Origin of the sequence: Cytobacillus spartinae (assembly GCF_042865285.1) — a bacterium.
Taxonomy (GTDB): domain Bacteria; phylum Bacillota; class Bacilli; order Bacillales; family Cytobacillaceae; genus Robertmurraya_A; species Robertmurraya_A spartinae.
On the sequence record NZ_JBIACK010000001.1, the window covers coordinates 955,733 to 968,498 of the forward strand.

The 12,766-nt window shown below is 36.3% G+C and carries 14 protein-coding genes; 5 read left to right on the forward strand and 9 right to left on the reverse strand.

What is annotated here, in order from left to right; translation table 11 throughout:
* The first annotated feature begins 141 nt into the window (after positions 1–141).
* Entirely contained in the window at positions 142–780 is a 639-nt protein-coding gene (locus tag ACFYKX_RS04860) for a 2OG-Fe(II) oxygenase (protein ID WP_389358587.1), read from the forward strand.
* Between the two features lie 63 nt (positions 781–843).
* On the opposite strand, the gene ACFYKX_RS04865 is transcribed toward ACFYKX_RS04860, so the two are convergent.
* Entirely contained in the window at positions 844–1,761 is a 918-nt protein-coding gene (locus tag ACFYKX_RS04865) for an AraC family transcriptional regulator (protein WP_389359051.1), read from the reverse strand.
* Between the two features lie 745 nt (positions 1,762–2,506).
* On the opposite strand from ACFYKX_RS04865, the gene ACFYKX_RS04870 reads away from it, so the two are divergent.
* Together ACFYKX_RS04870 and ACFYKX_RS04875 are read left to right on the forward strand one after the other, a co-directional pair.
* Entirely contained in the window at positions 2,507–2,842 is a 336-nt protein-coding gene (locus ACFYKX_RS04870) for an HPr family phosphocarrier protein (RefSeq protein WP_389358589.1), read from the forward strand.
* Between the two features lie 47 nt (positions 2,843–2,889).
* Complete coding sequence (locus ACFYKX_RS04875; RefSeq protein WP_389358591.1) at positions 2,890–3,870, forward strand: aldo/keto reductase; 981 nt, start codon at positions 2,890–2,892, stop codon at positions 3,868–3,870.
* Between the two features lie 136 nt (positions 3,871–4,006).
* Here ACFYKX_RS04875 and ACFYKX_RS04880 read toward each other — a convergent pair whose 3' ends face one another.
* The 3 genes from ACFYKX_RS04880 to ACFYKX_RS04890 all read right to left on the reverse strand — a co-directional run bounded on the left by ACFYKX_RS04880 (position 4,007) and on the right by ACFYKX_RS04890 (position 7,359).
* Entirely contained in the window at positions 4,007–4,681 is a 675-nt protein-coding gene (locus ACFYKX_RS04880) for an NAD(P)H-dependent oxidoreductase (protein WP_389358593.1), read from the reverse strand.
* 239 nt (positions 4,682–4,920) lie between these two features.
* Positions 4,921–6,087, reverse strand: coding sequence for an MFS transporter (locus ACFYKX_RS04885; protein ID WP_389358595.1), 1,167 nt, complete (start codon positions 6,085–6,087; stop codon positions 4,921–4,923).
* Between the two features lie 306 nt (positions 6,088–6,393).
* On the reverse strand, positions 6,394–7,359 hold the full coding sequence (locus ACFYKX_RS04890) for an MBL fold metallo-hydrolase (RefSeq protein WP_389358597.1): 966 nt from the start codon (positions 7,357–7,359) through the stop codon (positions 6,394–6,396).
* A 183-nt stretch (positions 7,360–7,542) separates the two neighbouring features.
* Here ACFYKX_RS04890 and ACFYKX_RS04895 point away from each other — a divergent pair, with 183 nt between their 5' ends.
* The gene (locus ACFYKX_RS04895; RefSeq protein WP_389358599.1) at positions 7,543–7,707 is read left to right on the forward strand and encodes a hypothetical protein; all 165 of its coding nucleotides are present in this window, start codon (positions 7,543–7,545) and stop codon (positions 7,705–7,707) included.
* A gap of 207 nt (positions 7,708–7,914) precedes the next feature.
* The gene (locus tag ACFYKX_RS04900) at positions 7,915–8,859 is read left to right on the forward strand and encodes an EamA family transporter (protein ID WP_389358601.1); all 945 of its coding nucleotides are present in this window, start codon (positions 7,915–7,917) and stop codon (positions 8,857–8,859) included.
* Between the two features lie 247 nt (positions 8,860–9,106).
* Here ACFYKX_RS04900 and ACFYKX_RS04905 read toward each other — a convergent pair whose 3' ends face one another.
* The 5 genes from ACFYKX_RS04905 to ACFYKX_RS04925 all read right to left on the reverse strand — a co-directional run bounded on the left by ACFYKX_RS04905 (position 9,107) and on the right by ACFYKX_RS04925 (position 12,671).
* Positions 9,107–9,613, reverse strand: coding sequence for a GNAT family N-acetyltransferase (locus ACFYKX_RS04905; protein WP_389358603.1), 507 nt, complete (start codon positions 9,611–9,613; stop codon positions 9,107–9,109).
* Positions 9,614–9,670: 57 nt separating this feature from the next.
* Positions 9,671–10,159: a GNAT family N-acetyltransferase gene (locus ACFYKX_RS04910; RefSeq protein ID WP_389358605.1), complete on the reverse strand. Its 489-nt coding sequence runs from the start codon at positions 10,157–10,159 to the stop codon at positions 9,671–9,673.
* Between the two features lie 80 nt (positions 10,160–10,239).
* Entirely contained in the window at positions 10,240–10,827 is a 588-nt protein-coding gene (locus tag ACFYKX_RS04915; RefSeq protein WP_389358607.1) for a competence protein ComK, read from the reverse strand.
* A gap of 885 nt (positions 10,828–11,712) precedes the next feature.
* Entirely contained in the window at positions 11,713–12,348 is a 636-nt protein-coding gene (locus ACFYKX_RS04920) for an FMN-dependent NADH-azoreductase (RefSeq protein ID WP_389358609.1), read from the reverse strand.
* A 176-nt stretch (positions 12,349–12,524) separates the two neighbouring features.
* The gene (locus ACFYKX_RS04925; protein ID WP_389358611.1) at positions 12,525–12,671 is read right to left on the reverse strand and encodes a hypothetical protein; all 147 of its coding nucleotides are present in this window, start codon (positions 12,669–12,671) and stop codon (positions 12,525–12,527) included.
* Positions 12,672–12,766 lie beyond the last annotated feature (95 nt).

The window sequence follows — 12,766 nt, forward strand, 5'->3', positions numbered from 1 at the left end:
TGGAGGTAGTTGCGAGGGATTGTCCAGTTGTGTAATACCAAGATTTTTTTGGATTAGCCTGGGCGAAAAATAGTAATTGATTTCAGCCATTTCAACTTTATTTTTTCAGAATCTTATTAAAATTAAAGAGGTTGATGAACGGTGTTAGAAGAAGCGAAAGAACAGACTATTTTCAATCATATTGGGAATAAAATAAGAACAGATGATAGAGAAATAAACATTATTGCTAGATTTGAAGAACCGTTAATTGTTGTTTTAGGAAATGTGTTAAGTGATGAAGAATGCGATGAAATTATTAACCTTTCAAAGAGTCGAATGGAGCGTTCAAAAATTGGTTCTGTCCGTGAAGTAAATGAGATGAGAACAAGTAGTGGAACGTTTTTACCAGAAGTTAATAATGAAGTGATAACAAGAGTAGAAAAAAGAGTATCACAGATTATGAATATTCCTACTGAACATGGAGAAGGCTTGCATATACTTAACTATCAAATTGGGCAAGAATATAAAGCTCATTTCGATTTCTTTAACTCAGATAAATTCGTAAAAAACCCTAGAATTAGCACTCTAGTGATGTATCTAAATGATGTAGAAGCTGGTGGAGAAACTTATTTTCCTCACCTAAAATTGTCGGTATCTCCGCAAAAAGGGATGGCTGTGTACTTTGAATACTTCTACCAAAACCACGCTTTAAATGAATTAACCTTACATGGTGGAGCTCCTGTTGTAGTTGGTGATAAGTGGGCTGCTACACAATGGATGAGGAGACAAACATACAGATAAGATAATAATCGGGGAAAAAGGATAGATAAACAGAAGAAGTTCTGTATGTCTATCCTTTTCTTTCTATGCTTTAATCCTCTGCTCGGATTTATTCCTCAGACGGTTTATATCTTCTCTAGGTGGCAAGCCAAACATACGGGAATATTCACGACTAAATTGAGACGGACTTTCATAACCTACCCGGAATGCGGCATCAGCGGCATCCGCAGACTCAGAAAGTAACAGTCTCCTAGCTTCCTGCAGTCTCAGCTGCTTCTGAAATTGAATGGGACTCATCCCAGTGACATCTTTAAAGTGTCTATGAAGCGAAGCAACACTCATATTCGCAAGTTCTGCGAGCTCCTCAATCCGAAATGACTGATCATAGTTACCCACGATATGGTCGATCACATCTCTTATCCGATAGCCATGGCTACCTTCCATGGCCATTTGTTTTAACGTATCTCCATATGGACCTTGTAGCACTCTGTATAATATTTCTTTTGTAAATAAAGGAGCAAGCACTGGGATATCCTTTGGATTTTCTAGCAAGCTGGCTAATCTAACTACTGCATCCAATAGAGATGACTCTATCTTGCTAACAAACATAGCTCTTTTTGTATGTTTATTTCCCCCAGCCTGTATTTTTGCATTTCCAACAACCTCTAAAATCTGACTAGGTGTAAATTCAAGTTTTAACGCCAAATATGGAGCTTCAGAACTTGCTTTTATCACCTGTCCTGTCACTGGTAAATCAGCAGATGCTACAAGATAATCAGCTGGACTGTACTTGAAATTCTCCTGCGCTAGGAAAACCTCCTTTTCCCCTTGAACAATCATGCAAAAAGATGGCTTATAAACTCCATAAAGTGGTTCAGTCACATTTGATTCACGTATAAAAAACAACGATGGGATCTTAGTCTGGTGAACACCATCCTCCCCCGAATTACACTTAATGAGGTTAGCAAGTACTTGCTGCTTTTTATCTATTTGTTCGATCATCATTGGTGTCCTCATTTCACTCTTAGTATTTGTATTCTACCGCATATGCGGAAGTTGCGTAAATGGATGTGAGAGAATTAGGCAATCATTTGATAAGAATGTGATAACGTTTTTAATCAAGGTTATCGCATAATAAGGATAGGAAGTGGCATTATGAAGCAGTATCAGGAACTCATAATGGACCACAGTGCTCCTTACCGGAGTAAGCAAGTGAATAAAGTTAATACACATTTTTAGGGGTTTTATGAATTTAAGGCATTAATATCAAAGTTTAGTTCCTTTTTTTAAAAAAATGATGCAGTTTTGGAACCAACATTCAGGCTTAGTTCACTTCTTATCAATAATGAGCGAGGTTTTGGTACTAACATTCAATCTTAGTTCCATTTTCTCGAAAATAATTAAGATTTTGGTACTAACATCCAGACTCAGTTACCTTTTCTAAAAGGATCATGGTTAGGTAACAACATTCAGACTTAGTTCCTTTTTTTCAAAAATAATTAAGATTTTGGTATTAACATTCAAACTTGGTTCCCATTTTTCAAAAATGATTAAAAATTTTGGTACCAACATTCAGGCTTAGTTCACTTTTTATCAAAAATGAATGAGGTTTTGGTACTAACATTCAATCTTAGTTCCATTTTCTCGAAAATAATTAAGATTTTCGAACTAATATCCAGTGCTTAAATACCATTTCAATCAAAAAAATCAAAGCTAACAAGTTAACAAACAAAAGGAGTTTGAAAAATTGATTAAAAGACAGTTTAGAGTTATTGCTGTTTCTGGTTTTGCTCGTACAGCAAGTTTAATTGTAAGTTGTACTTCAAAGTTTAACTCCAATATTGTCCTTCAGTACAATGGAAAGTCTATTAGCCTGGAGAGGTCAACAAAGGCTATATTGGATCTGATGTCTTTAGGGATCATGCCCGGTACTTGTTTTACCATTTTGGCTGATGGGAGTCACGAGCGTCAAGCCATACTGATAATAGAAAGAACCTTAGGTAAAAACCACTTAGCGAAGGCAATCTCCCCTAGCAAACTAACCATCAATCAACATCACACACAGAAGAGATGTTGTTGTTGAATGTTTATCAGGGTTGCATATAAAAGAAAGAGAGAGAGGAATATGAAATGGATTATGTAAAACTTGGAAATACAGGATTAGATGTTTCTAGACTTTGTCTTGGATGTATGGGCTTTGGTGTGGCAGAAAGATGGATACATCAATGGGTTCTAAACGAAGAGAATAGTCGTCCAATTATTAAAAAAGCACTCGAACTAGGAATTAATTTTTTTGATACTGCAAATGTGTACTCAGATGGAACGAGTGAAGAAATTGTTGGGCGAGCATTAAAGGATTTTGCAAATCGGGACGAAATTGTACTCGCTACAAAAGTTTATTTCCCTATGCATGAGGGTCCAAATGGAAAAGGGCTTTCCCGAAAGCATATTATGAGTGAAATCGATAAGAGCTTAAAGAGACTCGGAACGGATTATGTCGATCTGTACCAAATTCACCGTTGGGACTATGATACACCGATTGAAGAAACAATGGAAGCGTTACATGATATTGTAAAGGTTGGAAAAGCGAGATATATTGGGGCTTCTGCCATGTTTGCTTGGCAGTTCCAGAAAGCTTTACATACAGCAGAACGAAATGGCTGGACGCGATTTGTATCGATGCAAAATCATCTAAACCTCTTATATCGTGAAGAGGAACGGGAAATGCTGCCACTTTGTAAGGAAGAGAAAATTGGTGTAATTCCTTATAGCCCGCTTGCTTCAGGTAGATTGACGCGTGATTGGAAGGAAACGACTTATCGATCTGAAACGGATGAGGTACAAAAATCTAAATATGATGCCACTGCAGATGCAGACAGATTTATTGTAGAACGTGTAGCAGAAATAGCAGAAAAACGGAATGTTCCTCGAGTTCGGGTCGCACTTGCCTGGTTACTGCAAAAAGAACCTGTAGCAGCTCCTATTGTTGGAGCTACAAAAATCTCTCATCTAGAAGATGCAGTTGCTGCACTTTCTCTTCAATTGACACAAGAAGAAATTGCCTTTCTTGAAGAGCCTTATGTTCCACACCCAATCGTTGGTCATAAGTAATGGCTAATTAGTTGTGGACCTTGAGATAAATAGAACAAAAAAGACCCTAATTTACTTACGTTAGTAGGAAATTAGGGTCTCATGCAATAGAAATGTATCAATTCACTCTCTAATGAAATTAATAACCAAAGTTACACTACCTTATCCACTTTACAGCTTCTGCGATTTCTTTACGTGTTTTTGGACGTTTTGGATCTTCTAGGCGGTATCCAAACGCAACCATTACAGATGCCTGCCATTCCCCATCATCTAGCAATCCTCGATCAGCTAGTATTTTGTTCACAGCAGCATATTGAAAGCCTTCAATCGGGCAAGAGTCAATGCCTATTAGGGCTGCACCAGTCATCATGTTCGCGAGTGCAATATAGGTTTGTTTACTAGCCCAATCGAATAAAGCTCTTTCACTATCAAGCATAGGCAAATCCTTTTCTTGAAAAACTTTATAACGTGCAGAAGCCTGCTCAACCACTTCGTCTGGCATATCTTTCACTGTTTTTAAATGGTTGATCACATAATCAGAATCGTATCGTAAATTCGTTTTTGCGAGAATAATAACAAAATGGCTAGCTGTCTGTAGCTGACCCTGAGCTCCCCATGAAACTTCTCTTAGTTGGTCACGCAACTCTTGATTTTGGATGACGAGAAATTTCCAAGGTTCAAATCCTACTGAACTAGGAGAGAGCCTTCCCGTTTCTAGAATAAAGTCAAAATCTTCTTCCTGAATTTTTCTACTAGCATCAAAACTCCTAGTCGCATGTCTTGAGCGGAAAGCCTCTAGAATGGTTTCTTTGTTTAAAGGTTGAAACTTCATTAAAATGCATTCTCCTTTATTAAAACATGTACCTATAGTTTTCCGATTAGTAAGGCAATCATTCATGATTAACAGCTCTAACCAATTTGTCCCGGTAGGTACTACATCATATTTTCAAATTCCAATATGACATAAGATTTGGAATGAAACAATGATTTTGCTTTCTTGAAACATTTTATAAAACTCCCCAAAAAAAGAACGCCTTGACATAAACCAAGGCGTTCATTCGATAGATACGTTTAGGTTGAGGATAACGGCTGGCTCGACCTTGATGTATAAACTCGAAAAAGTAAATAGGCTACTAACGATAGTACAATTCCTGAAATATAAGGTAATCCAATCGCAATCGAATACAAGACTCCACCTAGTATAGGGCCTGCTATTCTTCCAAGTGAGTCAAAGGATGATAGATACCCCGTAGTAGCTCCGTGACCTGTTTTTGATTTTTTCGTCAATAAGGATGAAACGCTTGGGCGAATAACACCATTACCAATTCCAAAAATGGTTAGGAAAATAGCCGCCGTAGTAAAGTCTTTGATGAGAAGAATAAGTCCAAAACCTATTGCCGAAATGAGAATTCCTACTTTAATTATAGTAGCCTCTCCAAATCTTTTGGTTAGCTTCCCCATTGAACCTTGTACAAATGCACTTGCTAATCCCATAATCATAAAAATATAACCTAATGTGACAGAGTCAAGCCCTGCTTTTACAGCTGCGAAATAAGCAAAAGTTGCTTCTAAACCAGATAACGATAGCGAAATAAAAAATTGCAGAAAATATAACATCGATAGCGGCCCACGAACAACACTACCCCAAGATGATTTTTCTTTCGAGCTGTCCTTTTTAACCGAAGAATGTAATGATTCTTTTAGAACAAAGAAGACAAAGAAAAATGTAATAATGGATAAAGTTCCAGAGATATAAAAAGGCGTATGTAAGTTAATGTTTGTAAAGGTTCCACCAATGGCTGGTCCAAAAATAAAACCGAGTCCAGTGGCTGCTCCAATAATCCCCATTCCTTTTCCACGGTCTTCATCCGTCGTGATGTCTGCCACATAAGCCATTACAGTTGGCATGTTCGCTGCTGATAGAATACCACCAATGATTCTAGCCGCAAATAGCATCCATATTTGAGTAGAAAGTGCCAGTAGGAAAAATGAGATCGATAACCCTAAAATTCCAATCATAATAACCGGCTTGCGACCAATTCGATCGGAAAGACGCCCCCACATTGGGGCAAATATAAACTGCATTAAAGAATAGATCGCCATAAGTAATCCAAGTTCAGTAGGCGAAGCCCCTAATTCTTCTGCATAGAACGGAAGGACTGGAATAATGATTCCAAACCCTACCATAACAAGGAACATAATTGCAAAAAGAACAGGTAATACTTTATTTAACTTCAATGTAATACCACCTTTATGTATAAATGAATCCGTGAAAGTATAATAGCGCTTAATGATACTATGAAAAGCCTTCCACTAACAAGCCATATTTAATAAAAAATTCTTATAATAGGTAATTTACCTTAAAACAGGAAAAAAATTAACTTTAATTCTTTTGTCTCCCCTATATTATAACTCAAAACTACTATTTGTTTATATTCGGCTCCAACCCTTACCCATAAATGTTCTTCCTTATAAAAATAGGTATAAACAAAAAGCGTCAATCCTCTTGGATCAACGCTATACAAGATATGTTTATGATGATTTTTAATCCTCTTTCTCTGTAATTAACTCATAAACCTTTTTCAGATTTGCGTTAAAATATGTAGATAAGTTCCATTCTTGATATTCACCTGGTACTAGAATTTCATCGATAGGTCTCTTATTTTGGACCGCTTCTTCTACCATACCCATAATCTTCTTAATGTACGTTCTCACCCCATAAAGTTCTTCCATGGAGCAAACCTCACCATGCCCTGGTATGATCGTTTCTATATCTAATTGTTCGACTCTATCTAAGATGTTTAACCATTCTTTTGGGTTTGCATGAATCATAACAGGATGATGCTTTGATAGCACCAAATCCCCCATTACGGCTATTTTTTCATCAGGCAAGTAAACGAATGTGTCGCTTTGTGTATGACCGCCTCCGTACGTGATGAGTTGCACGGTCCGATCACTGCCATGAATAGTCATCTGTTGATCAAACGTAATCGTTGGCAATGTGTAGACTAAGTTAGGAAGCATTTTCATGTACTCTCGATTACTCGCTATCTCCCCTTTCATTTCATTTTTTAAATGTTCGTTTGTTTCTAGTTGCATCTTTTCTTCAAATTCATCAATTGCTTTATAAATCGCTTCCGGGTTTGATAATTGCTGGCTTAAACGTTCTCTACCAAAAGTATTCATAATATGTCGTGTAGTAGTGGTAGAAATGATTTGCGCATTCTGGGAAAAAACTTGATTTCCAGTCGTATGATCACTATGCCAATGAGTGTTGACTACATAGGAAACTGAATTTCCAGTAAGGAACTCAGCAGCTTCATACAAATCCTGTGCAGCCTCGATGGTCGTGAAGGTATCGACAACAAGAGTAGAGTTACCTAAATTTATAATGGCCGCGTTCCCAACCGATCCCGTTCCAGGGACTGAAACCGTAGCATAAACACCCTCTGTTACTCTTTTAATTCTAAAGTGTTTAGATTCTGTGAAAGTTTCAATTTGATTAATCATGTGTTGCCTCTCCTTCTAGCTAAAGTCATCCCTATCATATCATGAAAAATTTACCATTTATAGATACTTTTTTATAACTATGGATCGTCCACCCTTTTTCCAATCAAATTCAAACTTCGCCGTGTTTTTTGAATATATATCCATCTTATACATAACCTAATCCTGATAAGGAGGTGAATGTATATGGCTAAGAAAAGAGATGTCGCTGAGAATATTAAGGATACAGCCGGATCTGCTTTTGAAACGATGCACAATGCATTAGAAGCAACTGAGAACATGGCTATGAATGCGGTAGATGCTACAAAAAAAGCTGTAAACAATTTAACAGACGATGAACAAAACAAATAGACGCCAATCATTTTCTGGCGTTTTTTTTGTTCTTTCGTTTGCTGAAACTCACATTACTCCTATACACTCTTCCAGCCCATCTTCATATTTCTTCTCCATATTCGTAAAAAATTTAAAAAATTCCCATCATTACACTATTCTTTTATTACGTTTCGAATTATGATAACCATAATGTAATTTTCATTTTTTGTAAGGTGGAGAATCTTTATGAACAGGAAGAAAGGATTTTTACTTGTAATAATGGGAGCCACATTTTGGGGCGTTGGAGGCACAACTGCTCAAAAGCTTTTTCACCATCATGGAATTGAAGTTGATTGGCTAGTAACTACTCGTCTTCTTATCGCAGGTTTTTTGCTATTAGCGGTTCAATTTTTCGGAAAAGACCGATCTCAAGTCCTTGGTGTGTGGAAAGATAGAAAAGCAGGAACCCAACTCATTATATTCGGATTAATCGGTATGCTAGCTGTCCAATATACTTATTTGGCATCGATTAACCATGGAAATGCCGCGGTAGCAACACTATTACAATACTTAGCACCGGTGATGATTATAGTTTACTTAGTATTACGGAAACAATCAGTTCTTACAAGAGTAGACTGGATTACAGTCACACTTGCCTTAGCAGGCTGTTTCTTCTTATTAACAAACGGTTCCATTTCCCAACTGTCTGTTCCGATTCCAGCCATTGTATGGGGTGTGTTATCTGGAGTGGCACTAGCGTTCTATACTCTATATGCCATCCCATTATTGAAAAAATATGACTCCATCGTTATTGTTGGGTGGGCCATGATAATTGGAGGAATTGCATTAAGCTTTATCCGCCCTCCATGGAGGATTGATCTTTCAAGTTTTACCGGGTCTACCTATTTATACTTAACTTTCGTCATTATCTTCGGCACTATGTTGGCGTTCTGGTTTTATATTGAAAGTTTACAAAGTCTTTCACCTAAAGAAACAAGCCTACTCAGCAGCATAGAGCCGCTCGCAGCAGTATTTACCACCGTTCTTTGGTTGAAGGAAGCGTTCGGATTTTATCAATGGATTGGCACCATTTGTATCTTTGGAATGATTTTCTTATTAGCTTTAGGTAAAGGTTCCTCTCCTAAGAATAGCGACACGTCTAAAAGTGCAGAGCCCCTAAAAGTAAGTTGATTTAGGGGCTTTATCTTTTCTATTATGACTGGCTGATACTCTGCTTTTTTCCCAATTTCTTAATATCAATTGCATTTCATGTACTAAAAGACCTTCTTAGGCATCTTTTTACAGAAAAATCCTCAAAAGAAGCACTAAGGAGCATGGTTAGTTCCTATATTGTTCAATTCAGCCATCATTGTGTCACTAAGGTCATACGTTAGTTCGTTTTTTCACACCAACCATTGAAAAACGTGCACTAAGAGCTCTAGAAATTGATTGAAAACAATTTGAGCTCCTCTTTGTCATGCGGTAACAACACTCTCCGACTATACGCCATTCCGATTTTTTCAAGTAGTTTTGCTGAGTTGTGATTCTTTTCTGAAGTAATTGCCACTACCTTCTTCAGACGCAATACATTCTTTGCATAATCAAGAGTTGCTAAAGCCGCTTCAAATCCATATCCTTTTCGATGAAACTGTGTAGTATAAGCAAAGCCTATATCCGCGTATTCCAACGACTCTCTTTTAAGTAACCCACAAATTCCGATTGGTATCTTATCTTCTTTTAATTCTACAAGATATAGTCCAAATCCTAATTTTTCGTACATGGCTAAGATTGATGAAATATATCCCTCGGATTGTTCAATCGTTCTAATTTCTCTATCTCCCAAAAATTTTAACCAGGAAGGATCATTAAGAAGTTCTAGAATAAATGGAGCATCCGTTTTCTCCATCCACCTCAGTAACAACCTATCCGTCTCTACAACTTTCATCCATAGCCCTCCTAGTCAAAAATAATCGGGAAACCCCACGTTTTCATGAAAAGTCTCTTACACCTCAAACGTCTGGATCAAACAAGGCTCGTCATCAACTAGCTCTTTCCGTTCTTCATAAGAAATACCTAGTCTCTCATATACTTTTTTCCAAAAGATTACTGCAGGTTTATTTCGCTCTAACTCAACGACAAAATACTTCCCTTTCTTCTGATCAAAAAGAGTTTTAAGTACTTCTTGCCCCAACCCTTTACCTCTATAAGTGTTTAAAATAAAAATATCGTTAATAGAGTAGTCAGACGTCTTTTTCAAAAAAGGTCTTTCTAAAAGCAAGAGAAATCCTGCCAGCTTTTCTCCACTTTGAATGAAGTATGGTACAACCCCCTCTTCGTTCCAAATCATCGACATATCATCGTATATAAAAGAACCGTTTGCTGATACCTCGATACTGTTCGAATATAATGACAAGTCATGTAGATAAAGAGAGTATAAGTTTTCTAGAATCGTTTTATCTTCTGGTAATGCTTTCTGTAATGTAAGGGACAACTGATTTTCCTCCACAGCTTTATTGGAAATACCTTAGTACTTTACTTTCGACTTTTAGGATATTGATTCCTTCTAAGAATCTATTCCATACCATCTTCTTTTTGTTCCATATGGTATTTGGATTTATTAGTTGTAAAATATCGTTCATTTAACTCTCTGATATACATTAAGCCCATTTCTAGTAGATGATGTGATTCAGCAGCCTGTTTTCGTTCTTCTATTTTTAATTTCAAAGTAGATGCTAGGTCTCTTTTATGCATTAGTCTTTTCGCGCTCATATTCACTTCAATTAATAGACCATTTTTAAAGATCACTAAACATCGGGATTTATTTATTGGCTTAATGTCATCAATATGAATGAGTGAAAACCAAATACAATTTCGATTAAATGGAGAGTGGCTAGGAAACCAGTACATACGGAGGTTATCACAAATCACAATAGGCAACATTTTATAGGAACCTAAGATGGACTTTGAACCCCTTATGGCTGTTTCCAAATCATTTAAGAAATACAAAAGAGTGTTTTTTATGATATTCATAGGTGAATTTTCAAACACATACGAATCATTCACATCATAGACTTTCGAACACAATAGCCCATTTTGATTATATTCTGGTAAAATCACCATGGATTCAGGTTTTAACACTGTGGTTAACTTCATTAACATGTACAATTCCTCCTAGTTATTATTTCCATTTTAGATAAATAGGAGTATACTAATATAAAGGATGGTATACTCCATCTCTATAATCCTTAGGTACCGGTCCCCATGACTATTGCCTAAGGATTTTCTTTTGTGACAGTATTCACATACGAAACACCTCCTCTACTAGATACGATGAAAAATGGAATTACTTTAAGGTATGAAAAAAGCAATACATGCTGTCAACTGAAGTAGATATTGTTGTAATATAGTAGTCATGCTGTTAATCGGAGTAGGATTATTTATTATGTGCAGTAAGATTAGACTCTGCTGTTTGGCGAAGTTTATTACGTATGGGCTATTATAGGTCACTCACCTACACTGCTTTTGGAGTCAGAATATAAAATTAAAACTGTTTTGGGGCATGGATTCTGGGTGAAGTTAGCTTTTCACAATATTTGGAGTAGTTGTTCTAGCTGTGATGGGAGTTAAACTTTGAAGAAGGAGTTTGTTAATTTAATTGAATGAGGTTAGTCTTGATGATATTAAAAAAAAGACAAATCGTTAGTTAATCTTTCACTATTTGACAATATTATCCTTTAATCTACAATATATGTAAATTGGAAAGTTACTTTCTTTCAGAATTTTCTTTTTTTATTTCACAAAATAGCCATATAAAGAAAAACGGAATATTGACAAAAATCCGGTTGTGATTATAATATCTAGTTTCACTTCCCTAATTCCATCCTACTTTTCATAGATATAGTGATATTAGTAGTTTCAACTCCTAGATATAGTAATCGTCATGTGGATCCTAAACGTTGAGAAAATTTCATATTCTGTACAAAAAATCTTGGTTAATTAAACAACACACAAATGGAGAGCCATCAAATTGATGACTCCCAAGATTTAGAATGTATGGGCTAAATCTTTTGCACGGTTGATTGCATTTTCTTTAATTTCCTCTGCCTTATCTGGCATCGCATTATGTCCTTCAACAAATAACCCTTCAAACGATGGAACTCCAAAGAACTGCATAATAATATTTAAATAACGATGTCCCATTTCCATTTCTGCAGCTGGCCCTTCAGAGTAAATTCCACCTCGCGCTTGTATATGTAAGGCTTTTTTATCTGTTAGTAAACCAACTGGGCCCTGTTCCGTATATTTAAAAGTCTTCCCAGCAACGGCAACTGAATCAATATAAGCTTTCATTACCGGTGGGAATGAAAAATTCCATAACGGGGTTACAAAGATGTACTTATCAGCAGAAATAAATTGCTCGCATAACTCTGATAATCTTCCTACCTTTTCCTTCTCTTCATTGGAAAGCTCGTCGTAAGCTTGTCCCGAACGAAGTTTCCCCCATCCACTAAAGACATCTACGTCAATTTGTGGAATATGCTCCTTATAGAGATCCACATTCACAATTTCATGATCAGGATTAACTTCTTTATACGTATTTAAAAATGCTTGTCCAACAGCCATACTGTACGACATTGTGTCATCATGTGGATGTGCTGTGATATATAATACTTTTGTCATGATAGAAAATCTTCCCTTTCATCCTAGGTCTAGTTGCAATTCTAGTTTGTGCTCTTATAAAAGGGTTCATTCCGTTTTTGTCTAAAAATATTGTTAAAGCATAAGAAGTAAATAGAAAAGGTATATATTGAAAAACAAAAAAAGGATTGGCGAATCCAACCCTTCTTCAGCTAGATCTAATTTTCAATTGTGTAGGGATTCCCACTAATATTTTTTCTCATTTCATCAGTTAGAATAAAAGGTGAATTGCTCTCTGGTTGATAATTAGAAGATTCACTATTGTTGATAACGCTTCCATCGTAATGAATTGGTTTTCCTTCCATATGTATGTTCACCTCCACTGATTAGTATAAACTTTATTTTACTAAATATAATCGAATTTTTACAGATGTTTTCTGAATGTTCAAAACTTAATTTT

Coding starts and splice junctions, on each gene's coding strand:
- ACFYKX_RS04880 (WP_389358593.1), bottom strand. CDS start 4,681: ATGAAGTTTCAACCTTTAAACAAAGAAACCATTCTAGAGGCTTTCCGC.
- ACFYKX_RS04875 (WP_389358591.1), top strand. CDS start 2,890: ATGGATTATGTAAAACTTGGAAATACAGGATTAGATGTTTCTAGACTT.
- ACFYKX_RS04905 (WP_389358603.1), bottom strand. CDS start 9,613: ATGAAAGTTGTAGAGACGGATAGGTTGTTACTGAGGTGGATGGAGAAA.
- ACFYKX_RS04915 (WP_389358607.1), bottom strand. CDS start 10,827: ATGTTAATGAAGTTAACCACAGTGTTAAAACCTGAATCCATGGTGATT.
- ACFYKX_RS04865 (WP_389359051.1), bottom strand. CDS start 1,761: ATGATCGAACAAATAGATAAAAAGCAGCAAGTACTTGCTAACCTCATT.
- ACFYKX_RS04900 (WP_389358601.1), top strand. CDS start 7,915: ATGAACAGGAAGAAAGGATTTTTACTTGTAATAATGGGAGCCACATTT.
- ACFYKX_RS04920 (WP_389358609.1), bottom strand. CDS start 12,348: ATGACAAAAGTATTATATATCACAGCACATCCACATGATGACACAATG.
- ACFYKX_RS04890 (WP_389358597.1), bottom strand. CDS start 7,359: ATGATTAATCAAATTGAAACTTTCACAGAATCTAAACACTTTAGAATT.
- ACFYKX_RS04925 (WP_389358611.1), bottom strand. CDS start 12,671: ATGGAAGGAAAACCAATTCATTACGATGGAAGCGTTATCAACAATAGT.
- ACFYKX_RS04895 (WP_389358599.1), top strand. CDS start 7,543: ATGGCTAAGAAAAGAGATGTCGCTGAGAATATTAAGGATACAGCCGGA.